The sequence below is a fragment of the Novosphingobium soli genome, from assembly GCF_042432915.1.
GTDB classification, from domain to species: Bacteria; Pseudomonadota; Alphaproteobacteria; order Sphingomonadales; family Sphingomonadaceae; genus Novosphingobium; species Novosphingobium soli.
This window is the reverse complement of record NZ_JBHLWK010000017.1, coordinates 30,588-54,894: the sequence shown is the minus strand read 5'-3', so window position 1 is coordinate 54,894 and position 24,307 is coordinate 30,588. Positions and strand designations below refer to the sequence as shown.

The 24,307-nt window shown below is 66.7% G+C and carries 21 protein-coding genes, 1 tRNA gene and 3 pseudogenes; 11 read left to right on the top strand and 14 right to left on the bottom strand.

Translation table 11 applies throughout. The features are described from left to right. Positions 1-10: 10 nt before the first annotated feature. From ACFFJC_RS14115 to ACFFJC_RS14105, 3 genes and pseudogenes are all read right to left on the bottom strand, one after another. A pseudogene (locus ACFFJC_RS14115) lies at positions 11-1,551 on the bottom strand (signal recognition particle protein). A 171-nt stretch (positions 1,552-1,722) separates the two neighbouring features. Beyond that, positions 1,723-1,798: transfer RNA gene (locus ACFFJC_RS14110), tRNA-Ala, on the bottom strand. 203 nt (positions 1,799-2,001) lie between these two features. Continuing rightward, positions 2,002-2,322 carry an FYDLN acid domain-containing protein gene (locus ACFFJC_RS14105; RefSeq protein ID WP_379488121.1) on the bottom strand — a complete coding sequence of 107 codons (321 nt, stop codon included), beginning with the start codon at positions 2,320-2,322 and terminating at the stop codon, positions 2,002-2,004. 206 nt (positions 2,323-2,528) lie between these two features. Between ACFFJC_RS14105 and aroA the strand changes: the two genes are divergently transcribed. Further along, positions 2,529-3,845: a 3-phosphoshikimate 1-carboxyvinyltransferase gene (gene aroA, locus ACFFJC_RS14100; RefSeq protein WP_379488233.1), complete on the top strand. Its 1,317-nt coding sequence runs from the start codon at positions 2,529-2,531 to the stop codon at positions 3,843-3,845. After that, positions 3,842-4,477: a (d)CMP kinase gene (locus ACFFJC_RS14095; protein WP_379488120.1), complete on the top strand. Its 636-nt coding sequence runs from the start codon at positions 3,842-3,844 to the stop codon at positions 4,475-4,477. Before aroA ends, ACFFJC_RS14095 begins: the two co-directional genes overlap by 4 nt. On the opposite strand, the gene ACFFJC_RS14090 is transcribed toward ACFFJC_RS14095, so the two are convergent. Then, positions 4,459-5,265 carry an aspartyl/asparaginyl beta-hydroxylase domain-containing protein gene (locus tag ACFFJC_RS14090; protein WP_379488119.1) on the bottom strand — a complete coding sequence of 269 codons (807 nt, stop codon included), beginning with the start codon at positions 5,263-5,265 and terminating at the stop codon, positions 4,459-4,461. The two genes, ACFFJC_RS14095 and ACFFJC_RS14090, sit on opposite strands and share 19 nt — an antisense overlap. A 302-nt stretch (positions 5,266-5,567) precedes the next feature. On the opposite strand from ACFFJC_RS14090, the gene rpsA reads away from it, so the two are divergent. From rpsA to gloB, 3 genes are all read left to right on the top strand, one after another. Then, the gene (rpsA, locus tag ACFFJC_RS14085) at positions 5,568-7,283 is read left to right on the top strand and encodes a 30S ribosomal protein S1 (protein WP_379488118.1); all 1,716 of its coding nucleotides are present in this window, start codon (positions 5,568-5,570) and stop codon (positions 7,281-7,283) included. A gap of 182 nt (positions 7,284-7,465) precedes the next feature. Then, positions 7,466-7,867: a VOC family protein gene (locus tag ACFFJC_RS14080; protein WP_379488117.1), complete on the top strand. Its 402-nt coding sequence runs from the start codon at positions 7,466-7,468 to the stop codon at positions 7,865-7,867. A 34-nt stretch (positions 7,868-7,901) separates the two neighbouring features. Further along, positions 7,902-8,660: a hydroxyacylglutathione hydrolase gene (gene gloB / locus ACFFJC_RS14075; protein WP_379488116.1), complete on the top strand. Its 759-nt coding sequence runs from the start codon at positions 7,902-7,904 to the stop codon at positions 8,658-8,660. A gap of 40 nt (positions 8,661-8,700) precedes the next feature. Here the strand turns inward: gloB and ACFFJC_RS14070 are convergent, their stop codons facing one another. The 9 genes from ACFFJC_RS14070 to ACFFJC_RS14030 form a co-directional block, all read right to left on the bottom strand. Next, positions 8,701-9,528 carry a hypothetical protein gene (locus ACFFJC_RS14070; protein ID WP_379488115.1) on the bottom strand — a complete coding sequence of 276 codons (828 nt, stop codon included), beginning with the start codon at positions 9,526-9,528 and terminating at the stop codon, positions 8,701-8,703. Between the two features lie 269 nt (positions 9,529-9,797). Continuing rightward, positions 9,798-10,379 carry a F0F1 ATP synthase subunit B family protein gene (locus ACFFJC_RS14065; protein ID WP_379488114.1) on the bottom strand — a complete coding sequence of 194 codons (582 nt, stop codon included), beginning with the start codon at positions 10,377-10,379 and terminating at the stop codon, positions 9,798-9,800. Continuing rightward, positions 10,372-10,866, bottom strand: a complete 495-nt coding sequence (locus ACFFJC_RS14060) for a F0F1 ATP synthase subunit B family protein (protein ID WP_379488113.1) — start codon at positions 10,864-10,866, stop codon at positions 10,372-10,374. The genes ACFFJC_RS14065 and ACFFJC_RS14060 overlap by 8 nt, the downstream gene beginning before the upstream one ends. A gap of 114 nt (positions 10,867-10,980) precedes the next feature. Further along, positions 10,981-11,205, bottom strand: a complete 225-nt coding sequence (locus tag ACFFJC_RS14055) for a F0F1 ATP synthase subunit C (protein WP_008833283.1) — start codon at positions 11,203-11,205, stop codon at positions 10,981-10,983. A gap of 42 nt (positions 11,206-11,247) precedes the next feature. Next, on the bottom strand, positions 11,248-12,030 hold the full coding sequence (locus ACFFJC_RS14050; RefSeq protein WP_379488112.1) for a F0F1 ATP synthase subunit A: 783 nt from the start codon (positions 12,028-12,030) through the stop codon (positions 11,248-11,250). 51 nt (positions 12,031-12,081) lie between these two features. Beyond that, complete coding sequence (locus ACFFJC_RS14045) at positions 12,082-12,402, bottom strand: AtpZ/AtpI family protein (protein ID WP_379488111.1); 321 nt, start codon at positions 12,400-12,402, stop codon at positions 12,082-12,084. Positions 12,403-12,735: 333 nt separating this feature from the next. After that, entirely contained in the window at positions 12,736-13,116 is a 381-nt protein-coding gene (locus ACFFJC_RS14040; RefSeq protein WP_379488110.1) for a YdbL family probable chaperone protein, read from the bottom strand. Next, on the bottom strand, positions 13,116-13,295 hold the full coding sequence (locus ACFFJC_RS14035) for a YnbE family lipoprotein (RefSeq protein ID WP_379488109.1): 180 nt from the start codon (positions 13,293-13,295) through the stop codon (positions 13,116-13,118). The genes ACFFJC_RS14040 and ACFFJC_RS14035 overlap by 1 nt, the downstream gene beginning before the upstream one ends. Before the next feature lie 131 nt (positions 13,296-13,426). After that, positions 13,427-16,669 (bottom strand): intermembrane phospholipid transport YdbH family protein, encoded by a 3,243-nt coding sequence (locus ACFFJC_RS14030; RefSeq protein ID WP_379488108.1) that lies wholly within the window; start codon positions 16,667-16,669, stop codon positions 13,427-13,429. Between the two features lie 52 nt (positions 16,670-16,721). Between ACFFJC_RS14030 and ACFFJC_RS14025 the strand changes: the two genes are divergently transcribed. From ACFFJC_RS14025 to ACFFJC_RS14000, 6 genes and pseudogenes are all read left to right on the top strand, one after another. Then, positions 16,722-17,345 (top strand): JAB domain-containing protein, encoded by a 624-nt coding sequence (locus ACFFJC_RS14025; protein WP_379488107.1) that lies wholly within the window; start codon positions 16,722-16,724, stop codon positions 17,343-17,345. A 154-nt stretch (positions 17,346-17,499) separates the two neighbouring features. After that, positions 17,500-18,741 carry a tyrosine-type recombinase/integrase gene (locus ACFFJC_RS14020; RefSeq protein ID WP_379488106.1) on the top strand — a complete coding sequence of 414 codons (1,242 nt, stop codon included), beginning with the start codon at positions 17,500-17,502 and terminating at the stop codon, positions 18,739-18,741. A gap of 235 nt (positions 18,742-18,976) precedes the next feature. Then, the gene (locus tag ACFFJC_RS14015; protein WP_379488105.1) at positions 18,977-19,345 is read left to right on the top strand and encodes an XRE family transcriptional regulator; all 369 of its coding nucleotides are present in this window, start codon (positions 18,977-18,979) and stop codon (positions 19,343-19,345) included. Between the two features lie 82 nt (positions 19,346-19,427). Continuing rightward, on the top strand, positions 19,428-20,483 hold the full coding sequence (locus tag ACFFJC_RS14010; RefSeq protein WP_379488104.1) for a DNA-processing protein DprA: 1,056 nt from the start codon (positions 19,428-19,430) through the stop codon (positions 20,481-20,483). A gap of 11 nt (positions 20,484-20,494) precedes the next feature. Further along, on the top strand, positions 20,495-21,721 hold the full coding sequence (locus tag ACFFJC_RS14005; RefSeq protein WP_379488103.1) for an HAD-IA family hydrolase: 1,227 nt from the start codon (positions 20,495-20,497) through the stop codon (positions 21,719-21,721). Between the two features lie 114 nt (positions 21,722-21,835). Next, a pseudogene (locus ACFFJC_RS14000) lies at positions 21,836-23,617 on the top strand (TrlF family AAA-like ATPase); the annotation flags it as partial. 39 nt (positions 23,618-23,656) lie between these two features. Here the strand turns inward: ACFFJC_RS14000 and ACFFJC_RS13995 are convergent. Further along, positions 23,657-24,136, bottom strand: a pseudogene (locus ACFFJC_RS13995) (MFS transporter); the annotation flags it as partial. Positions 24,137-24,307 lie beyond the last annotated feature (171 nt).

Sequence of the window (24,307 nt, the reverse complement as noted above, 5' to 3'; positions counted from 1 at the left end):
GAACGTAGTCTTACTTTTTCAGGAATTTTCCGAGATCGGGGGCACCGCCGCCGCCGAGAAGGCCGGAGAGCCCGCCCGCGCCGGGGCCGAGGCCCTGGCCGCCGAGGCCGGGCATGGCCGCATCGAGGCCGCCCTTGCCGAACAGCGCAGCCAGCCCCTTCATGCCGCCCATCTTCTTGATCTGCTTCATCGCCTTGGACATCTCCAGGTGAATCTTGAGCAGCTTGTTGACGTCCTGGACCTGGGTGCCGGAACCGTTGGCGACGCGGATCTTGCGCTTGGCATTGAGCAGCGCCGGGTTGGCGCGCTCCTTGGGCGTCATCGAGCCGATGATCGCGTCCATGCGCAGCAGCACCCGGTCGTCCATGCCCGAAGCCTGCATCGCCGCCTTGGCCTTCTTCATGCCGGGCATCATGCCTGCCAGCGCACCGAGGCCGCCCATGGACTGCATCTGCTTGAGCTGCATGCGCAGGTCGTTCATGTCGAACTTGCCCTGCTCCATGCGCTTGGCGAGCGCCTCGGCCTCCTCGACCTTGACCGCTTCGGCCGCCTTCTCGACCATGGAGACGATGTCGCCCATGCCCAGGATGCGGTTGGCGACGCGGCTGGGATGGAAGACCTCGAGAGCCTCCATCTTCTCGCCGGTGCCGGCGAACTTGATCGGCTTGCCAGTGACCGCACGCATCGACAGCGCCGCACCGCCGCGGGCATCGCCATCCATGCGGGTGAGCACGACACCGGTGAGGTCCACCTGGCCCGCGAAGGACTGCGCCACGTTCACCGCGTCCTGACCCGTCAGCGAGTCGACCACCAGCAGCGTCTCGCGCGGGGTGGAGATGGCGGCGACCGCCTTCATCTCGTCCATCAGCTGCTGGTCGACGTGGAGGCGGCCGGCGGTGTCGAGCAGCAGCACGTCCACCGCCTGGAGGCGCGCGGCCTGCATGGCGCGCGTGGCGATCTCGGTCGGCTGCTGGCCCGCGATGATCGGGAGCGTGACGACCGACACCTGCTCGCCCAGCACCTTGAGCTGCTCCTGCGCCGCCGGACGGTTCACGTCCAGCGAGGCCATCATCACCTTCTTGCCCTGCTTCTCCTTGAGGAGCTTGGCGATCTTGGCGGTGCTGGACGGTTCACGTCCAGCGAGGCCATCATCACCTTCTTGCCCTGCTTCTCCTTGAGGAGCTTGGCGATCTTGGCGGTGCTGGTGGTCTTGCCCGAGCCCTGGAGGCCGACCATCATGATGACGACGGGCGGCGCCGCGTTCAGGTCGAGCCCGGGGGTGTCCTCGCCGCCCAGCGTCTCGATCAGCGCATCGTTGACGATCTTGACGACCTGCTGGCCCGGCGTGACCGAGCGCAGGACGTTCTGGCCCACGGCCTTCTCGGTGACCTGGTCGATGAAGCGACGGACCACCGGCAGCGCGACATCGGCCTCGAGCAGCGCGATGCGCACCTCGCGCATGGCGTCGAGGACGTCCTGCTCCTTGAGCGCGCCGCGCCCGCGCAGCTTGTCGAACACACCACCGAGACGATCGGACAGGCTGTCGAACATGGGCCGTTCACTCCATCATCACGACGCCGGCCCACCGCGAGCTAACGCCAAAAACGCCGGTGGGCGAAACCTCGCTGACCGGCGTGTGCATGAGCTTATAGCGAAAAACGCCGGTGGACGAAACCTCGTCAACCAGCGTGTCGCCATCATGCGAAACTGCAATGTTCGAAATGGTGGAGCCGAGGGGGATCGAACCCCTGACCTCTACAATGCCATTGTAGCGCTCTCCCAGCTGAGCTACGGCCCCGTCCATTTCAGCAGGCCGACCCTGGGAGGTTCGGCCCGTTTTCCCTTGTTTCCTGCGCTTCCGAAGAAGCGCCTTCGCTTGGGAGGCCGCCATCTAGTGGCGGCGCAAAACGTTGGCAAGAGGAAATTTCGGAGCGCCTTATTTTTCCTGTCCGGCGCTCCGCACCACCGCCTTGAACCTTCCGCGCGGGGGCGGACGACGGCTCAGTTGTCGTGGTCGTCCTCGTCGTCGCCGGCACCGATGCCGAGATCGTCGTCGCCGCCAAGGTCCACGTCGTTGTCCGGCGAATCGCCGTCCTCGTCGATGTCCAGATCCTCTTCGGCGAGGTCCGCGTCCTCACGCTCGACCACTTCCTTCTTCTGGATTTCCTCGAAGGGGATCGGCTGCTTGGACTTCAGCACCGGTTCGGGGTGCCACTCGTTGCCGCACTCGATGCAATGGACGGGATCGTCCTTGCCGAGATCGTAGAAGCGGGTGCCGCACTTCGGGCAGCCATGCTTGGCGCCCCATTCAGGCTTGGCCATGAAATGTCCTCGTCTGGCCCGTCCGGAAGCGGCGCGGGCGAATAATCCGTGTCTTGATGGTAAGGCGCGCGCGCAAAATCAAGCGTGCGGGCTGCATCAGGGCGCGCGCCTTGCCATAGGCGGCCGGCGCTGTCAAAAGCCGGCCGGATTTTCGCCACCCCTGATACCCTGGAAGAGCCGAGACCTTGAGCCACGACCGATCCTCCATGCGCCCCCGCCGGTTCCAGCCCAGGGGGCCGCTGAGGGGGCGCATCCGGGTTCCCGGCGACAAGTCGATCAGCCATCGCTCGATCATGCTCGGCGCGCTCGCGGTAGGCGAGACGCGCGTGACCGGGCTGCTGGAAGGCGAGGACGTCCTGGCCACCGCCGCGGCGATGCGAGCCATGGGCGCAAGGGTCGAACGCCTCGGCGACGGCGCCTGGTCGGTCCACGGCGTGGGGGTGGGAGCGCTGCTCCAGCCGGAAGCGCCGCTCGACATGGGCAATTCGGGCACCTCCACGCGCCTGCTGATGGGCCTTGTCGCCAGTCACCCGATCACCGCCAGCTTCGTGGGCGACGCCTCGCTCTCCAAGCGCCCCATGGGCCGGGTGATCGATCCGCTGTCGACCATGGGCGCAGGGTTCGAGGCCAGCGAGGGCGGGCGCCTGCCGCTGATCGTCCGCGGCGCCTCGCCCGCGGTGCCGATCCGCTACCGGCTGCCGGTCGCCTCGGCGCAGGTGAAGAGCGCGATCCTGCTGGCCGGGCTCAACACGCCGGGCATCACCACGGTGATCGAGCCTGTGCCGACGCGCGACCACTCCGAACGCATGCTCCGCGGCTTCGGCGCGGACCTCACGGTGGAGGTCGAGGCGGACGGGACGCGGGTGATCTCGATCCGCGGCGAGGCGGAATTGCAGCCCCAGGTCATCGAGGTGCCGGGAGACCCCTCTTCCGCCGCCTTCTTCATCGTCGCCGCCCTGCTCATTCCGGGCAGCGAGGTGATGATCGAGAACGTGGGTCTCAACCCGACCCGCGCCGGCATCGTCGAGGTCCTGCGCCAGATGGGCGGCGCGATCGAGGAGGTGAACCCGCGAGAGGTCGGCGGCGAGCCGGTGGCCGACCTGCTGGTGCGCCACTCCGCGCTGAAGGGTATCGCCGTCGACCCGGCCATCGTGCCCAGCATGGTCGACGAGTTTCCCGCCCTTTTCGTCGCCGCCGCCCTTGCCGAGGGGACCACCACCACTCGCGGGCTGGAGGAACTGCGCGTCAAGGAGTCCGACCGCATCGCGGTGATGGCCGCGGCGCTTGGCGCGGCCGGCGCCAGCGTCCGCGAAACGCCGGACGGCCTCGTCATCACCGGCACCGGGGGCGAGCCGCTGGACGGGACGCCGGGCCCGATCGCCACCCATCTCGATCACCGCATCGCCATGTCGATGGCGATTGCGGGCCTCGCCAGCCGGGCCGGCGTCGAGGTCGACGACACCCGCCCCATCGCCACGAGCTTCCCCGCATTCGAAGCCATGCTGGAGGCGCTCTCGGCATGATCGTCGCCGTCGACGGGCCCACCGCATCGGGCAAGGGCACCATCGCCAAGGCCCTGGCCGCCCACTTCCACCTGCCCCACCTCGACACCGGCCTGCTCTACCGCGCCGTGGGCCGCCAGTGCCTGCTGGACGGCGGCGATCCCGACGATCCGGTCGCGGCGCTCGCCGCCTGCAGCTTTCCCGAGGGCCTCCTGCTCGACCCGGAGCTGCGATCGGAGACGACCGGCGGGCTCGCCAGTCGCGTCTCGGTCCACCCGGCGGTGCGCCAGGCGCTCTACGAACGGCAGCGCAGCTTCGCCCTCCAGCCCGGCGGCGCCGTGCTGGATGGGCGCGACATCGGCACCGTGATCGCCCCGGAAGCCGGGACCAAGCTGTTCGTGATCGCTTCGGTCGAGGCCCGCGCCCAGCGCCGCTTCCTAGAGATGCAGGCGCAGCAGCGCGAGATCACGCTGGAGGCAATCGCTGCGGACCTCGCCGCCCGCGACGAACGCGACCGCTCCCGCAAGGATGCGCCGCTGGTCGCGGCTCCGGACGCCATCGTGATCGACACGTCCGACCTGCGACGCGAGGAAGCCGTCGCCGCCGCGATCGCCGCGGTCGACGCCCGCCGCGATCAGGTGGGCGAGGCCTGATCGGTCTTGCGGTCGCGCCAGCGCTGGACGCCCGCACGGGCATCCTGGACGAAGCGGGAGCGCCGCACCCCTTCCAGGAACAGGCTGCCCACCACCCATCCGACCGGGCCCACGGGTCGCTTGAACTGCACCAGCAGGACGATGCGGGTCTCGTCGCTGTCGTTCTCGACCTCGTGGTTGTAGACGTCGTCGAAGACGAGGCACCGGCCCTCTTCCCATTCGAGCCATTGATCCACGACGCGCATGCGGCACTTGTGCGACTCGCGTGGGACCTGGATGCCCAGGTGGCAGGTCAGGAACGCCTTGGAGACGCCGGTATGCTGCGGGATCCGGGTGCCCGGCACCAGCACCGAGAAGAAGGCGGAGTTCAAGCCCGGCACGCGTGACAGCAGCTGCGTGGTGCGCGGGCAGGCGCGGCAGTTCTGCTCGTCGCGATACCGATAGCCCACCAGGAAGTACGAGCGCCACCGGCCGGCCGGCGCGATGCGCCGATGGTCGGGAGAGATCGTCGCGAGAGGGGGAACCTCCTCCAGGTCCTGCAGCGCCGCTGCGGCCTCTGCCCGGATCACCTCCCAGTTCTCCTCCAGGAGGCGAGTCCACGCGAAGGCCCCATGCGGGTAGACCGGTATGTCGGGCACGCGGGAGCTGCGCGAGATCAGCCGGTTCACGCGGGGCTGCACCCACTTGCCGAACCGCATGATGAGCGGGGTCTTGGGGACCAGCGCCTTGCTGGGGGCGAGCGTGGCATCAATCGCGTCGGGAATCTGCAGCGGCGTCTGGTCCGCCATCGGCACCTCGGAAACTGTCGTTGGCAGGTGGGAATGCCCAAGTCCATCATGAGAAACAAGGCCTCGCGGGCCCCAGCGCCGCAACCCCGCCCAACGCGCCATTTTCCTTGCTTTTCGGCCGCTACGCGCCTATTGGACCGCCGGTCCGCGCAGGCATCCGCCCGGGTGGACGCCGTGACCGGCATCCGGCCGCCGCGGCAGTTCGGCCCCTTTGGCCCGCTTCCCGCATGGTGCGGACAGGCGGAGAAAAGACCGGCGGATCCAACCGCCAGGCCGGAAAATCGAACGAAGGACATCATGTAATGGCATCTGCTGCCAATCCCACCCGCGACGATTTCGCCAAGATGCTCGACGAGCAGCTCGGCGGCGTCGCTGACGACGGCTTCGAAGGCCGCGTCGTCAAGGGCACCGTCACCGCCATCGAGAACGACAAGGCCGTCATCGACGTGGGCCTCAAGAGCGAGGGCCGCGTGTCCCTGCGCGAGTTCGCGCGTGGCGAGGACGACCACGGCCTGAAGGTCGGTGACGAAGTCGAAGTCTATGTCGACCGCGTCGAGAATGCCGACGGCGAAGCGATGCTGTCGCGCGATCGCGCCCGCCGCGAAGCCGCCTGGGACAAGCTCGAGAGCGAGTTCGGCGAAGGCAAGCGCGTCGAGGGCGTGATCTTCGGCCGCGTCAAGGGCGGCTTCACCGTCGACCTCGACGGCGCCGTCGCGTTCCTCCCCGGCTCGCAGGTCGACATCCGCCCGGTGCGCGACGTCACCCCGCTGATGGACGTGCCGCAGCCCTTCCAGATCCTCAAGATGGACCGTCGCCGCGGCAACATCGTCGTGTCGCGCCGCGCCGTCCTCGAAGAAACCCGCGCCGAGCAGCGCAGCGAGCTGATCGACAAGCTGAGCGAAGGCCAGGTCATCGACGGCGTCGTCAAGAACATCACCGACTACGGTGCGTTCGTTGACCTCGGCGGCATCGACGGCCTGCTCCACGTCACCGACATGAGCTACAAGCGCGTCAACCACCCGAGCGAAGTGATCGCCATCGGCGACACCGTGAAGGTCCAGATCATCCGCATCAACAGCGAAACCCAGCGCATCTCGCTGGGCATGAAGCAGCTCGAGAGCGATCCCTGGGAAGGCGCTGCCGTCAAGTACCCGGTCGGCGCGAAGCTGTCGGGCACCGTCACCAACATCACCGAATACGGCGCCTTCGTGGAGCTGGAGCCGGGCATCGAGGGCCTCGTCCACGTGTCCGAGATGTCCTGGACCAAGAAGAACGTCCACCCCGGCAAGATCGTCTCGACCTCGCAGGAAGTCGAAGTGGTCGTGCTCGAGGTCGATTCGGACAAGCGCCGCATCAGCCTCGGCCTCAAGCAGGCCCAGCAGAACCCGTGGGAGGCCTTCGCCGAGAAGCACCCGGTCGGCTCGCAGGTCGAAGGCGAAGTCAAGAACGCGACCGAGTTCGGTCTGTTCATCGGCCTCGACGGCGACGTGGACGGCATGGTCCACATGTCCGACATCGCCTGGGGCATCTCGGGCGAGGACGCGCTGGCGCTGCACCGCAAGGGCGAGCAGGTCTCGGCCGTGGTTCTCGACGTCGACGTCGAGAAGGAGCGCATCAGCCTCGGCATGAAGCAGCTCGAGCGTGGCGCTCCGGCCGCTGGCGGCGTCGCCACCTCGGGTGGCGCGGGCTCGCTGCGTCGCGGTGAAGTCGTCACCGTCACCGTCCTCGAAGTCCGCGACGGCGGCCTCGAAGTCCAGGCGGGCGACGATGGCGCCACCGGCTTCATCAAGCGCTCGGACCTGGGCCGCGACCGCGACGAGCAGCGTCCCGACCGCTTCCAGGTCGGCCAGAAGCTCGACGCCATGGTCACCGGCTTCGATCGTTCGAAGAAGCCGAACTTCTCCGTCAAGGCCCGCCAGCTGGCCGAGGAGAAGGAAGCGGTGGAGCAGTACGGCTCGTCCGACTCGGGCGCGTCGCTCGGCGACATCCTCGGCGAGGCTCTGAAGAACCGCTCGTAAGAGCGTTTCGAGCCTCACCCGACGGTGAGACAGTGAAGGCCCGCCCGGAGCGATCCGGGCGGGCTTTTGCTTGCCGGAGCGGCCATGCGCGCCGGCAGGTGCGGAAGGCGGCGTCGGGATGGAAGGAACCTCGGCGCCGGACCGGCTTTGTCCTTGGCGAGCCTCGCAAGGACACCGCACCCATGCACGCTGTTCCATTCCTGATGTTCCAGGGCGACGCGCAGGACGCGCTGATGTTATGGAAGCGGGCGTTCCCCGATCACATCGAGGTTGCCGCGCTGGAACGTCACGCCAGCGGCGAGTTCGAAGGGCGGCTCTCCTCCGCCCGCTTCACCTTGGGCGGCACCGAATGGCGGGTTTCCGATAGCCCCATCCCCCACGCCTTTACCTTCACGCCCTCGACCTCGTTCTTCGTCGAGTGCGACGACGAGGGGCAGCTGCGCCACGCGGCGGAGGTACTGGGCAAAGGCGGCAAGGTCATGATGCCGCTCGACAGCTACGAGTTTGCCGCGCTGTTCACCTGGATCAGCGATGTGCACGGCGTCAGCTGGCAGCTCAGCCTCCCCTTCCCGCCCGCGGCGTGAACGCCTAGATCTCTTCGTGCAAGGAGAGGTCCCCATGCTCGAAGTTCACCAGTTCCCCTGCCTGTCCGACAACTACGGCTACCTGCTGCACGATACCGAGAGCGGCGAGACCGTCTGCATCGACACGCCCGATGCGGACGAGTACCTGCGCCAGGCGGGACGGCGCGGCTGGCAGATCACGCAGATATGGAACACCCACTGGCACCCCGACCATGCCGGCGGCAACGCCGCGATCAAGAGCGTGACCGGCTGCCGGATCACCGCTCCGCAGGGCGATGCGGCGAAGATCGAGGGCATCGATCGCACCGTGGGCCAAGGCGACGTCGTCAGCATCGGCGATCGTGAGGCCTTCGTGATCGACGTGGGCGGGCACACCAAGGGGCACATCGCCTACCATCTGCCCGGTGCCTGCATGGCCTTTGTCGGCGATTCCCTTTTCGCCCTGGGCTGCGGGCGCATGTTCGAGGGAGACCCCGCGCAGTTCTGGGCCTCGCTCAAGCGGCTGAAGGCGCTTCCCGGCGAAACGATGATCTACTGCGCGCACGAATATACCGCTTCGAACGCGCGCTTCGCGCTCCATGCGGACCCCGACAACGCGGAACTGCAGGCCTATGCCGAGGAGATCGCCCGGCGCCGCGAGAAGGACCTGCCGACCGTGCCTGCCAAGCTGGCGCGCGAACTGATGACCAACCCCTTCCTGCGCGCCGACGAGCCGGCGCTGCAGGCGCGCTGGGGCGGCGGCGATGCCATCGCCACCTTCGCCGCGCTCCGGAGTGCGAAGGACTCGTTCTGAGTGCAAGCCGGTCCGGCGCCCGGCCGGACCGGCGGACGCGTCAGCGCACGGTGAAGTCGAAGATGCGCGCCGTCATCGCGCCGACGCCGCCCGAAAGCGAGTAGATGAAGCCGTACTCGCCCGGCGGCAGGCTCGCCTCGGGGCGTACCTCGTACACGCCGGGCCGGATCTCCGTGTGCGCGAACGCGATGCGATCCTTGTCCATGACACCCGTCTTCGCGCCGCCGATGTTCATGCTGCCGACCCGCGCCTCGCGCCGGCCGTCCTTGGCGACCAGGCGGATCAGGGTCAGCTCGGCCGGTGAGACGACGATGGTGTTGGTGCCGCTGGCCCACGCCCCGCTCTGATCTCCGTTCGACGCGGCCGAGAAGAAATAGAACTTGGGATCGGCGGAAACGGGCACGCGGGAGGTGGCGTTCTGCAAAGCGGCCTTGACGCTCATCGATGCGATGCCGCCTGTCAGCGCATAGCCGAAGATGCCCCCGGTCTTCGCCTGGTTCGTCACCGTCGGCTCCATGCGCTCCATCCTGGCAGCGCCGTTGCCGCCCATCAGCGCGTAGAAACCGGCGGGATGCGGCACCAGCGGGTCGGGAGAATCGAGCGACGGCTCGACCTTCGCCACATAGCGGTTGGTGATGATCGCCGCGATGACAGGGGACGTGATGCCCTGCTTCTTCAGCTCCACCATCTCGTCGGTCGAAAGATCGAAATCCACCTTGTCGGCCTCTATCTTGGCCGTGACCGCGTCGTCGCCGAGACCCATCCGAGTGAGCTGGAGAACCGAGTTCTTGTCCAGAGGCTTGGCCAGCGCTGTCGACGAGAGTAGCGACAGGACCAGAGCGGCCGAAGCCGCATACGTATGCTTCATGATTTTCCCCACATGGCCGCCCCCTCGGCGCCCAGGGCACAAACGCCACCAAAATGCCCTTAGGTCAATCTCGTAGTTTCACGCGCCCAGCAGCGGCACACGCAGCGCCACGGCGAACGCGATGGGATGAGAAGCCGGGCCATCGCGCATCGACCCGCAGCAGCCGGGGCCACGCCCTCACTCGCCCCTCTCCATGGCGCATGCGAAAAGAGCCCCCGCCCGGGGGGGCGGAGGCTCCTTGATCCTGCCTGCGCAGGCTCGGAAGAGGATCAGATGCCGGCGATCGCCTGGTCGACCAGCGCCCGGTCGGCGTCGGCGGAATGGTTGGCGGCGATCAGGCGACCGGCGGCCGCAGCGGCAGCGGCGGCAGCCTGGTTGCGCAAGTCGGTGACGGCCGCGAGCTCGGCCGCGGCGATCTTGTCCTGCGCCATCTTCTCGCGGCGGGTGACCGCCTCGGCCGTGTCCTTCTCGGCCTTGGCGACAATCGCCTCGGCTTCGTGACGCGCGTGTTCGAGCATCGCGGCGGCGTCCTTCTCGGCACCGGCGATCTTGTCCGCATACTCCTTGCGCAGGGCTTCCGCCTCGGCGCGCAGGGTCTTGGCTTCCGCGAGCTGCGCCTTGATCTCCGCGATCTTGGCGTCCAGCCCGCCGGTGACCAGGCGCGGCACGCCCTTCCACACGAGGATGGCGAGCAGCACGATCATCGAGGCGCTGACCACGGCGACCGGCGGCGCGAAGCCGAGGAACAGCGGCTCGGCGTGGTGCTCGACGCCGACGTGGGCGTCGGCCCCGGTCACCTCGGCGCCTTCATGCGCGAGGCCCTGTTCGATGGCGGTGTTGGTTTCAGCCATGGACCAGGTTCTCCTTCACCGCGCCGCGCACGGCCGCGTCGTCGAGCGAGAGGCCGGCGACACGGCTGACGATCTCGCGGGTGGCGTCTGCAGCGACGTCCTCGATCTCTGCGGCGGCCGAACGGCGCGCCTCGGCGATGCGGGCCTCGGCCGAAGCGATCGTCGCGTCGATGCGGGCCTGTGCGCCGGCGAGCTTCTCCGTCGCCGCGGCTGCGGCCTTGGCGCGGGCTTCGGCGATGAGGCCCTGGGCCTCGGCCCGGTTGGCGTTCTCGCGCGTGCGCCAGGACGCCTCTTCGGCATCGGCCTGGGCGCGGGCGGCCTCGGCGGCCTTGAGGTCTGCGGCGATCTGGTTGTCGCGCTGGGCGACGGTGTCCATCACCTTCGGCACCATGCCCCGTCCGACGACGAAGAAGGTGATCCCGAAGAAGACCAGCAGCCAGAAGATCTGGCTGGAGTAGAACTCGCCTAGCTGAGCGATCTGAGGCATGGGTTCAGCCCTGTCTCGAGGAAGCCGGAAATCCTGAGCCGGATGCCGGCCGCCCCACCAAAGGGTGAATCCAAAGGATCAGGGGCGGCCGGAGCAATCCGGTCGGCGCTGGGATCAGGCGAAGATCAGCAGCGCGGCAATGACGAACGAGAGCAGGCCCAGAAGCTCGGCACCGGCGAAGCCGATGAACAGGCGGCCCTGCTGGGCGTCAGCGGCGCCCGGGTTGCGCAGCGCGCCTTCGAGGAACTTGGCGAAAACGTTGCCCACGCCGATCGAGGCGAGACCGGCGCCGATGGCGGCGAAACCAGCTCCGAGCAGCTTTGCAGCTTCTGCGTCCATTTCAAAAACTCCCTTTGGTATGCCCGTTGTGGCGAAAAAAGATCAGTGAAGGTTCTCGGCGTCGTTCAGGTAGACGCAGGTGAGAAGGGCGAAGACGTAGGCCTGGATGCCGGCGACCAGCAGCTCCAGCGCACAGATGCCGATCATCAGCAGGAAGCTGGGCAGGCCGGCGATCACGAAGAGCGCGGGGCCGGCGTTGCCGCCGCTGATGACGAAGCTGGAGAGCACCTCGAGCAGGACGTGGCCGGCCATCATCGCCACGAAGAGACGCAGGCCGAGGCTGAACGGGCGCACCAGGAACGAGATCAGCTCGACCACGAAGATGATCGGGATCATGAACACCGGCGTGCCGTGCGGCACGAACAGCGAGAAGAAGTGCAGCCCGTGCTTGGCGAAGCCGACGATGAGCACGATCGAGAACGAGAGCACCGCCAGCACGCCCGTCGCCGAGAAGTGGCTGGTGAAGGTGAAGGGATGCACGCCCACGACGCCCAGCGGCATCAGGCCGAGGAAGTTCGCGAAGAGGATGAACATGAACAGCGAGAAGATGTACGGAACGTACTTCTTGCCCGCCTTGCCCACGTTTGCGGCAAGCATGCTGTCGATGAAGCCGGTGAAGGTCTCCACCGCCATCTGCCAGCGGCCGGGAACGACCTGGCGCTTCATGCCACCTGCCACGAACACGATCAGGGCGACCGTCGCGATCGCCATCCACAGCGCGCTGTTGGTGAAGGCGATATTGTAACCGGCGATGTTCCAGTCCGCCCCAGCCAGCTTCTCGAGCTGGAACTGGTGCATCGGGTCGACCTTCGCTTCGGCTGCCACGCGATTACCCCTGTCGCCATGAACGACGGCGCCCCTCCCCCTCTTTTCGGGTCAGTCGGGACGCCGGTTCGAAATCCGGATGATGTTCCTGAAAGCAATGCCTATTCCCACGAACAGCATCACCATCAGACCCCAGGGCGACGTTCCCGCGAAATGGTCGATCAACCATCCGAGGAACAGGCCGCCCGCAAGACCCCCCAGCAATTCCGAAAGGACGCGGTTGCCAAGGCGATAGCTCGCATCGGTTTCCGCACCGGCCTTCGGTCGGTTGCGTTCCTCTTCCCGCTCGCGAAGGGCCTTCAGCCTCTCGTCGAGCGAATCGATGCGCGCATCCTCGCCAACAGGGTCTCGGACAGGTGGCTCGTCGGTCATGTCAGGCTCCTCTTTATGACAACAGGAACGCAGGACGCAAACGACGGCTGCCCGCCAAGAGCGCCGCCCCCTTAGGGTGGGGCTTTTCCCGAGTCAACCGGGGCACGTCCTGCATTGCGCCGCTTCCCGGCGCATCGCGCGCCCAACAACGCAGGCCGACCAAGTCACGGGGGCAATACCGCGATGGCGATACGGCCTAGCGCGGCGCTAAAAAGGCCGGAAAAGCGTGCCCGCTTCCCGGCCTGTTCTTGAACACGTCAGCTGCTTCCCTCTGGCCGGGGCCGCGGACCTGACACTTTTGCGGGTCGGCTCCCTCGCCGGCACAACAGGACCTCAGGGGCAGCGCGGATCGAGCTCGGGCGCTCCACCGCCGCGCGTCTTCCACGAGCCGTCGAGGCCCTGGTACTTCTCGCCCGGGCGAGTGTCGCGGATCAGCTTGCACCCGGTGGTGAAGGCGTATTCCTCGATCGTGCTCTTGCCGGCGGCGGCCGAGGTGTAGACCGAGCGGCGCTTGTTGTTGATGTCGCGCACCATGGCGGCGATGTCCGCCCCCTGGCTGCCGACGACGCCGAGATAGCCGTCGCGCTGCTCGCCCACCTTGCCGTCGGAGCGGGCCGCCGCATACTCGGGGCTGCGCTGCGCATGCGCGGCGGTGATGCCGCTCACCGTGAGAACGGCGGCGGCCAGCGCGGCGGTGGTGCGGATCCTCTTCATCAGAAAATACCCTCGTTCTGCTCCACCGTCTTGGCGGCGTCGGCCGCAAGACGATAGACCACTTCCTGCCGGATGTTGATGTTGAGCTCGATCACGATCGGCTTGTCCGGAGCGGCCACCTGGATGCAGCCGCCCAGCCCGATCGCCCCCGAAGCCGCCATCGTCATGGCCATCGTCATCGCGACTGTCCTTGCGGCGCGAACGGCGCGCCCGCCGGACCTTGCGCCTGCCTGCTGCGCCCTCGTTTCCTGCCCTTGGCTCATGGCCGGGCTTGTCGCAGCCGGAAGGCTTCCGGTCAATTCGCAGGACGTCATGGCGCTTTCTCGCTGACTGGAGGCTGAATGTCGGTGGGTGGAGGCGGCGGCGCAGACAGCGTCGCATCCGGACCGTTCTCCCGCCGGTTGCCCGCGCCGTCGAGCAGCCCCAGCACGCGCGGGTCGGTGACGTAGGCCGGATCGTAGAGCGAGCGGACCGAGCCGAACAGACTGAAGAACGGCGCCCGGATGTTGACGATGAAGCGGATCGGCAGCTTGGCGACCTGCTTGGTCAGGAAGTTCTTGCTCGCCCCCTGCCCCTGGCTGAGGCCATCGAAGCTGATGCGCGTGACGATCTCGCCCGAGAGCGAGCCGCCCAGCCCGATATCCATGCGCTTGTATGCGATCGACTTGAGCGCGTCGAAGGCGAAGTTCCCCATCGCCGACAGGTCCTTGTAGGTGAGCGCCCCGATGTACGAGACGCTGCCGCCCGGATCGCGGGAGATCAGCGAGCCGTCCTCGATCCGCCCCCCGTTCTCGTCGAAGACCAGCGGCATCACGCCGTCGAACACGCCGGTGGCGTTGATGTTGGTCAGCTCCAGGTGCTGCACGAAGGTGGCGGCGTTGAGGCCGGAGACGCGCAAGGTGTAGCGCCGCGTCTCGGCGACGCCGATCTGCATGCGCGCGGGATCGAGCGTCAGCGTGCCGTCCATGAACGGCCAGCGCGCGCCGTTCACCTGCAGGTTGTAGCCAGGCCTGAGCTCGAACGAGAGGGTGCCGTCGGTCACCTCGATACCCGGATTGACCGAGGCGATCCGCAGCGTCTGGTCGGGCGCGGTCACCAGGCCGAGCAGGTCGGTGAACACCACTTCGCCCGACAGGCCGCGCACGGGCCCGAAGGCGGCGGCGAAGTCCACCCCGTCGCTGGCGAACCGGCCGCGGCTGGTCACGCCCCTGGCGTTCCAGTCGATCCGCCCGGTGCCGCGGACCAGCCCCTTGAGGTCGGACACGACGCCGAGCGCGAGGCGGGACAGCGCGTCGGGCTGGAGCCTGACGTCGAACGTGATCCCGTCGACCGCCAGGTCGGCGTGCCCCGCGGCCGTCGCGAGGTCGTGGACGATGTCGGCGCGCACCACCGCCCGGTCGCTGGCCGGCTCGCGCAGCAGCGCCTGCGCGACGATGCGGTTGTCGACCAGGCGCAGCGTGGCGTCGCGCGCCGCCATCGGCTGGAACCGGGCGACCGGCTGTCGGTCGACGAGCGTGAAGCGCGCCCCGTCGATCGATACCACGCCGCCGGCGTAGCGCCAGTTGCCCGCCGCCTGCCGCATGTCGAGCGGCACCGCGGCGAGGCGTATGTCGGCTTCGTCGAAGGTGCCGGCGATGTCGCTGCCGAGCCTGGCGTCGATGCGGCTGACGGTGAAGTGCGAGGCGGTCTGCGCCGGGCCGAGCGCGACCTTCACTCCGCTGGCAGTCAGGGCCCCGCCCCGCCCGGTGTTGCCGGTCGCCAGCCCGAGCGGACCGCTGGCGATGCGGATCGGCGTCTGGCCCAGACGCCCCGCCAGGTCGAGCGAAGTCGCGCCCGCGGCCACGATGAGCGCGTCTCCGCGCATCTGCACGATAGCGCCGCCGCGCGAGGGGCAGAGCGTCAGCTGGCGCTTGTCGATGCTGAGCCTGGCGAATCGCAGGCCATCGAACGACACCCGGGTACAGGCCTGCCAGGCGGAGAGATCGCCGTCCGCATCCCACCGACCGTCCACCGGGAACAGCAGGTTGCGCGCCTCTCCCCCGGGCAGCGCACCGCTCAGCAGCACCTGCCCGTTGAAGCGCAGGGCGCCGTCGCGGCCCTGCTCCAGCGCCAGCCGCGGGATGCCGACCGAGGCGGTGCCGGCCCGATAGTCCGGCATGGAAACCCGCATCGCCAGCCGCCCGGCTGCGTCGGTCTCCATGCGGCCCCACACCTGCGGCAGATCCCTGCCCCCGGTCGCGAAGTTGCCGGTCACGCGCGGCGCGGCTCCTGCTTCGCCGCCGAACAGTGCCTGAACGCGCGAGAGCGCCACCAGCGAGGCACCGCTGCCGCCGCGCAGCGACCCGCGCGTCACCACCAGGCTCAGCCCCTCGCGCGAGTTGCGCAGGATGACGTTGGCGTCGAGCGAACTGCCGCGGGCCTCCCGCGCCAGGGCGCTGCGCATCTGCGCCGCGATCGGCGCCAGCAGCGTGCCGGCGCCCGTCCGCTCGGCGGAGAGGAGGGCCTCGCCGACGGTGTCCCCCAGGGCCACGCCCGTGCCCTGCAAGTCGCCTTCCACCTCGACGCGCGCAAGCCTGCCCGCCGAACGCGCCCGGCCCTCGAAGACCAGCCGGGCAAGGCGTGCCTGCGGCGCCTCCAGGCGCTTGCCGGTGATCCGGTAGGTGGCATGGAGCGCATCCTTGCGATAGGCCACGCGCCCGGTCGCGGCCGCTTCGGCAAGCCGCTGCGCCCCGTAGCGTGTCCGGCCGAGCGCCGCGCTCACGGCGGCATCACCCCCGTCGAGCGCTTCGTCGAGCGTGAGATCGAGCTGCAGGCCCATCCGCGCGACGGCGAGCGCCTGCCCGGGGCAGGCCAGCGCGTCGATCCGCACCGGCCCGACGAACCGGGGTCGGGCCGCGGCCGTGGTCAGCCTGCCATAGATCGTCGTCCGCCCCGCCCGGCAGGAGCCCAGGACAAGATCGGGCGCGACGGCCGCCAGTTCGCCCGAGAAGCCGCCGCGCAGCGCCCCTTCCCCGGCCAGCTTCACCCCGATTCGCCCGTGATCGCTCTCCACCAGGGCACGACCGTCGACGATCCGCAGGTCGAGGTCGGGCATCTCGAAGGGGCCGTCCTTGCCGGTGAACAGCACCTTGTCGAGGCTGCCGAAGCTGACCTTGCCGGCACGATGGGAGCCGTAGAGCCGCGGCCGCACCACGGTGATGCGGCCGATGCCGGGAAAGCCCCAGGACAGGCGCGTCGCCACGCGCAGCTCGGCCACGGTGAGGTCGGGCCGGCGCGGGTCGCCGATCGAGAGATTGCGGATCACCTGCTCGGCCGGCCCGATCCGCACGATCTCGTAGCGCGCCGGCAGGTCCATGGCCTCCAGCTCGCCCTCGATCACGTTGCGCGCGATCTCCTCGCGCGCCAGCCAGACCGCGCCGAATGCTGCCAGCAGCAGCGCCAGCACGACGAACGCCGGCACGCGCAGACGCCGCCACCCACGCCGCGCGCGCCGCCGGGACATCCCGGGCGCGGCTTCGTCGGTCTCGGGGGCGGGGTCCTGCTCTTGCGACATCCGATCCTTCACTTGCGCCGGGCGCGCCGGAAAGGCAATTGCTTGTACGCACATGCCCCAGCAGACGCCTCTCTTCGATGAACGCCCGGAGCGTCCTGCCGGGCCCGGCGACGACCCGAGCGGCCATCGCTCGCGGCTGCGCAAGCGGCTGCTCGACGGCGGAGCCGAGGCGCTGGCCGACCATGAGGTGATCGAGCTCCTGCTGATGCAGGCCGTCAAGCGGCTCGACATGAAGCCGCTGGCGCGCACGCTGATCCACCGCTTCGGCTCGCTGGCAGGCGTGCTCCAGGCCGACCCGCGCACCCTGGCCGCACACCCCGGGATGGGAGAGGCGACCACCGCCGCACTGCGGATCGTCTCCGTCGCCGCCACCCGCCTCGCCCGCCAGAAGGTCCGCGAAGCGCCGGTCATCGGTTCGTGGCAGGCGCTGATAGACTACCTGACCATCGACATGGCCCATCTGACGGTGGAGCGCGTGCGCGTGCTCTACCTCAATGCCCAGAACATGCTGATCGTCGACGACCTCGTCGGCGAGGGCACGATCGACGAGGCCGCGATCCACCCGCGCGAGGTGATCCGCCGCGCGCTCGACCTCGGCGCCACCGCGCTGATCCTGGTCCACAATCATCCCACTACCCCCGATATTGTCACGAACAAGCACGCTCAAGCACATTGAAACACTGAGAAATTCGCGCTTTTTTGCCCTTGCGTATTGGGGGCGGTTTTGGCAAATTGGGGGCGGTAAGAGGGGTAATAAACGGCCTTCCGCTCCCAGCTAGCGATCCCTGTTTCTCCCCGACCGATCCCAGTTCCGGGAAGGAGGAAACGCCATGGCCGCACTCACCGACTCGACGATCCGACATGCGCTGAAGCGCGTCGAGATGAGCCAGAAGCAGGAAAACCTCGCCGATGGCGAAGGACGCGGCACCGGCCGTCTCGTCCTCGTTCTCAAGCCCATGCCGAAGCGCGTCACCGCCGACTGGATGGCGCAGCAATGGCGCGACGGTAAGCGCACGAAGAAGAAACTCGGCGCCTATCCCTCGATGTCACTCGCCCAGGCGCGCGAGATCTTCAAACGCGACTTTGCCGACGTCATTCAGAAAGGTCGGAGCATCAAGATCGCCACCGACACCCGCCCCGGCACGGTCGCCGATCTGTTCGCGGGCTATGTCGCCGCTCTCAAGGACGCTGGGAAGCCCTCGTGGAAGGAGACCGAAAAGGGTCTCAACAAGATCGCCGACACGCTCGGGCGCAATCGCCTCGCCCGCGAGATCGAGGCCGAGGAAATCATCGAAATCATCCGCCCAATCTACGATCGCGGCGCGAAGTCGATGGCTGACCATGTGCGCTCCTATCTCCACGCCGCCTTCGCCTGGGGCATGAAGTCCGACAACGACTATCGGCAGCAATCCTCCCGCCGCTTCCGCATCCCTTTCAATCCGGCGACAGGCATTCCGACCGAGCCCAAGGTTCAGGGCACGCGCTGGCTCGATGAAGACGAATTCGTCCAGCTCTATCGCTGGCTCGAATGCCCCGACACGCCGGTCCATCCGTCTTATCCGCGCGCCGTGCAGATAATCATGCTGACCGGCCAGCGCGTCGAGGAGATCGCGCGCCTGCACGTCGATCAGTGGGACGCCAAGGAGCGGATCATCGACTGGTCCAAGACCAAGAACGACCAACCTCACGCCGTTCCGGTTCCGCTACTCGCCGCCGAACTGATCGAGTCGATCACACCGAACGAATGGGGATGGTATTTCCCGTCAGCCAAAGACCCGTCAAAGCCCGTCAGCCACGGCACGCTCTATAGCTTCGTCTGGCGCCAACGGGATCGCGGCGTGATTCCTTATGCGACGAACCGCGACCTGCGCCGAACTTTCAAGACGCTCGCCGGCAAGGCCGGCGTGTCGAAGGAAATCCGCGATCGCCTCCAGAACCATGCGCTACAGGACGTCAGCTCCAAGCATTATGACCGCTGGCATTACATGGTCGAGAAGCGCGCCGGTATGGCGAAATGGGACAAATTCGTCCGCAATATGCTCAGCCGTAAGCGATTGAAGCTGGTCGCGTGACTTCCGTCAATGTCGTTGACCCGACATAGCTTGAAAGCTATTTTGGCCGGACAGATTCGATATTTGTTCCGGACGTTGAGGGCGCCTTGGGGCGCGAGCGGAGTCGTGCGAAACGCAAATTTGCGTGCCTCTCGACACACAGCAGTTCGCACCCCCTCGCCTTGCTTCGCCGACCCACGTTCCCGTGCTTCCGGCTTTACGGAAACACGGCTGCCAACACCAAAGAGCGAGTTAGATGGGCCGCAGCCTTGATGAACTTATCACCTCCCTCCCGCCGGAAGACCGCGAGCGGGTCGACGCGCGGTATACCGAACTCGTGCAGGAGGTCGAAGGGTTGCGCGCGCTGCGTCAGATCGCGGGCAAGGCCCAGGCCGATGTCGCCGCCGCACTGAAGATCAAACAGCCATCCGTATCCAAGATCGAGAATCAGGCTGACATGCATCTTTCTACGCTTCGCAGCTATGTCGAAGCCGTCGGTGGTGAGCTTGAGTTGACGGTCAGGCTTCCGAAGCAGCCAGCCGTACGCATCCACGCGCTTGGTGATGTCACCCCCGTCATATCTCCTCGCAAAGCTTCTCTCGCCAAGGCGGGAGACCGCGAATGACCTACCCCTCCCCCAACTACAGCGAGGCTATCGCTAGAGAACGCCGAGCACCGGCTGAATATATAGAAAGGCGTTTCATTCCATGATCGGCACCGAGACACGAACCGCAGCCGGAATTCTCACGCTCACGGCGTTGCGCGGCATCGGCCCCGCTACGGCCGAACGCCTTGCCGAGCGCTTCTCCATCCTCGATGCGATCGTTGAAGCCGAGCCCGCCAAGCTCCGGTCCGTCGTCTCGGCTGCTATCGTGCAAAGCCTCCACGAGCCGACCGCTATCGTTCATGCCGGCGAGAAGGCGCAGCGTGTTCTGGAAGAAGCCGACCGTCGAGGCGTGCGTGTTCTTTCCATCTTCGACGCGGACTATCCCGAGGCGCTTCGCTCGCTTTCCGATCGCCCCCCCATTCTGTTCGTAAAGGGCAAGCTGCCGCCCCGTCGCAGTGTGGCTTGCATCGGCACCCGTGAACCGTCCGAGTTCGGCGAGATCGTCAGCGACAAGATCGTCGAAGCCCTTGTCGACGCCAATTGGGCGATTGTCAGCGGCCTCGCCATCGGCGTCGATACTCTGAGCCACCAAGCAGCCTTACGCCACGACGGACAGACCATCGCGGTAATGGCTGGTGGTCTCGACGGGATCTATCCGAAGCAGAATGCCAGGCTTGCCGACGAAATCCTTGACAAAGGCGGCGCCCTGGTCAGCGAACAGCCTTTCGGCGTACCGCCCTCGCCGCGCAATCTCGTTCAGCGTGACCGCCTTCAAAGTGGGTTGTCGATTGCGACCTTCGTCATGCAGACCGACATCAAGGGCGGTTCGATGCACACCGTCCGCTTCACAGTTCAGCAAGATCGCCTGCTCTTCGCACCGGTGCCGCAGGGGCGACACGCCGCCGAGCCTAAAAGCCAGGGCATCCTTGCGATGACCCAGCTTCCGGCTACTCAGTTCGCGGATGCCGCGCGCGCCGAGGGGGATTATCGGCGGATTCTGCTTGAGCGCTATCGCAACAGGCCAGTTGCCGTGCCCCTCGCCAGCAGAGAGGATTATGCCTCCATGGTCGATTTGCTGGAAACACGCATTAGCAATGTCAGCGAAGTAACGCCTCCCGCGCGCCCGGCGGCGCCCGCGCAGATGTCGATGCTCTGAGGATGCCAGGCGTGTTCTTGTTCGACCTCGACATGACGCTTGTCGACAGTTCGGCCCTTGCCCAGATGCGTGCCTTCCAGATGTGGGAAAATGTCCGGCAGAACATGCATCTGATACGGCCATTCCCCGCGCAGGGCCGCGCGGCGCCCCATGAGCTTCCAGGCTTGCTCAAAGCAGACGGACAGACGGTTGGCATCGTTACCTCGTCGCCGGAATGGTACGCGACGGCTGTCCTGCAACAGTTCCGTATCCCCTACGATGTGCTGGTAAGCTACGGCGATACCGAAAATCACAAGCCCGATCCGGAGCCGATCCAGGAAGCACTGCGGCGTCTCGGCGTCGCCGCCAGCGGAGAGTCGCTCTACATCGGTGATGATGTCGGTGACATCGAAGCCGCCTATCATGCCGGCTTGACCTCAGTGGCGGTGCGCTGGGGACCCACGTCTGTCTTCGAGCTTTCTTCCAGCGCGCCAGACATCTTCATGGCGAAGGCGTCCACCCTGCTGAGGCGAGAACGTCTCGGCGGTCGTGGCTATATCGGGGAAGCCCTGACCAGCAAATGGCCTTTTCACAGCCACTGGGGTTCGATCCTCCACTGCGATGACGACCCAACCGTCTATGCGTTGGGTCGTTACTTCACCGCCTCCGATCCACGCCACGCAACTAGCGCTTTGAGCGCAGCCGTGCTGTCGCTGAAAAACGACGACAGTCACGCCAAGGTTCTTGGTGAAGCCGTCGGCAAGTCAATCGCGAGCTTGGATTGGGCGCCAGATTACGTCGTGCCGGTCCCCATGAAGCCTTCCCAGCAGCGAAATCGCTTCGAACAGCTCCTCAACGAGGCAGTCGATCATTTCGACGAGGATATCGAGCTCGAGTTGAAGGGCTTGCGCGTCGTCAAGGAAATCGAAGGCTACAAGCAGATGAACCCGCTTGAGCGCGCTGAAGCGATCAAGGGCGCCTTCCACTCTAATTTCAAATGGAATGGCAACAAGGTTCTGCTGATCGACGATGTCTACACGACCGGCGAGACCACAGGGAAATGTGTGCGGACACTCGCCGCCAGCGGAGCCGGCGAAGTCCGCATAATGACCCTGGCAAAGGACCAGCGCGTCTTCTCCCGCAAGATATGCCCCGCCTGCGGGAGATCGATGAAGATCCGGACCAACTCCGCGAGCAACGTGAAATTCTGGGGCTGCTCGGGTTACCCGGATCACTGCCACAACACCGAGAATTTCTAATCCGGCAGGCCGGGCCGCTCGATCCGTGAGCCAGGCCCTCCTGCATCGCACTGAAAATCATTGACCGGGAGACGACCAACAGGACGTGCAACGACCGGCAAAAAAGGGGGAAATATGATCGGTCGTGGATCAGAATGGCGTCGCTGGGAACCGCATATCCATGCGCCGGGAACTGTACTGAACAATCAGTTCGGCGGCGGTACGCCTTGGGAAACCTACCTCACCTCGCTTGAATCCGTGACACCGAGGATCGAAGCGATCGCGGTCACGGATTATTATCTCACCGATACCTACGAGGAAGTCCTGCGGCATAAGGCTGCCGGCCGACTATCCGACGTGCAGCTCATCTTCCCGAACGTCGAACTTCGCCTCGATGTCGCCGCCAAGACCGGGTTCGTCAACGTCCACCTTCTCGTCAGCCCAGAAGATCCGAACCACGTCGCCGAGTTGCACCGTATCCTCCAGCGCCTCCAGTTTCAGGCGCATGGCGACACCTTCAACTGCACTCGAAACGACCTGATCTCGCTCGGCAAGAAGGCCGACACCAGCATCATCGACGATCGCGCGGCACTCGCCCACGGCGCAACGCAGTTCAAGGTGAATTTCGACCAGCTTCGTCGCGTGATGCGCGAGAGCGATTGGGCGAAGGCCCGCATCCTCATCGCGGTCGCAGGTGCGGCCGGCGACGGAACGTCGGGTCTGCGCCAAGCCGCCGACGCGACCATGCGCCAGGAGATCGAGAAGTTCGCGCACATCATCTTCTCGAGCAGCCCGGCGCAACGCGAATTCTGGTCTGGCCGCAAGGGCGTTTCGCTCGACCAGCTCAAGGAGCGCTACGACGGCTGCAAACCTTGCCTGCACGGAAGCGACGCCCACGACCAGAAGACCGTGGGTCAGCCCGTCGAAGAGCGCTATTCGTGGATCAAGGGCGGGCTCGAATTCGACGCGCTGCGCCAGGCTTGCATCGATCCCGAGGGCCGCGCCTATGTCGGCACCGAGCCGCCGCGCACGGCCATGCCCTCGCAGGTGATCTCGCATGTTGCGATCGCCGGCGCCGATTGGGCGGCAACCCCGCACATCCCGCTCAATCCTGGTCTCGTTGCGATCATCGGCGCGCGAGGCTCAGGCAAGACAGCGCTTGCCGACATGATCGCCGCCGGCTGCGACGCGATCACGCCGGCCGCTTGGAGCGCCAGCGAAAACATCAGCCCGTCCTTTCTCGTCCGTGCCCGCCAGCTCCTCGGCGACGCGACTGCGGCGCTCACCTGGGGCGGTGGCGCTTCGGTCACCCGCTTCCTCGACGGTCGCGATGCCAACGGCCATTTGGCCTTTCCTCGCGCCCGCTACCTGTCGCAGCAGTTCGTCGAGGAGCTTTGCTCCTCCGCCGGCGTCTCCGATGGCCTGATCGCGGAGATCGAGCGCGTGATCTTCGAGGCTCACGCCCAGGACGATCGCGATGGTGCCATTGATTTCGCCGAACTCCGCGACTTCCGTACCGCCCGCTTCCAACAGGCCCGGGAACGGGAGGCCGAAGCGATCGCCGATATATCGGATCGCATCGCCACGGAGATCGAGAAGGAGGCCTCTGCCGCAAGCCTCGCGCTGCAAGTCACGCAGAAGACCGGTCAGATCAAGAGCTACAACGAAGATCTCGCCAAGCTCGTCGTCAAGGGCACCGAGGCGCAAGCCAATCGTCACACCCAGCTCGGGCAGGCCGTTCAGACGCTACGCGGCACGATTCAGGCCTACAGCAATCAGCGCCGCACGTTCGTTGCCCTGCAGGATGAAGTCGCCAGCACCCGTGCCACCAAGGCGCCCGAGCTTCTGCGCCAGGCCAAGGAGCGGCACCAGCACAGCGGCCTCAACCCGCAGCAATGGGATGAGTTTCTCCTTATGACCCACTTTCTGCGGCTTCGCTTCGATGGGCACATCGCGGATGAGGAACAGGGTCGCGAGGAAGGCGATAAAGATCACCACGCCGGCCAGCAGGAAGGTCTCCCGGATGCCGATCCAGCCGGTCAGGAAACCGCCCGCCAGCGGCCCGGCGATATTGCCGGCGAGCACGCCGGTCGAGAGCACGCCGAGCGCCCATCCGACCCGGTCCTTCGGCGTCTGCGAGGCGACGAACACCACGGCGCCCGAGGAATAGCCGCCGACCAGCCCGACGACGATACGCACCAGCACCAGTTGCCAGACATCCTGGGAGAGACCGGTCAGCGGCATGGCGATGCTCATGCCGAGCCCTGCGCGGACCAGGGTCAGCTTGCGCCCGTGCCGATCGGCGAGCCGGCCCCAGAACGGGGCCGCCAGCGCCGCCATCAGGAAGGTGACGCCGAAAGCGATGCCGGACCAGCGCACGATTGCGACCTCGGAGGTGACGCCGAGCTCGGCCACGTAGACGGGCAGGATCGGCATGATCAGCGTCATGCCGGTGATGGTGGTGAAGGAGCCGAACAGGCAGACGGCGAGGTTCCTGCGCCAGTGGGGATTATGGATCGGTGTCGTCATGGCATCGCCCCGCGGGGCCTTTCGAAAAGATTCCTTGAAAAGTTTCGCCGTGATGATGGCATTTCGGCTGCGCTGCGG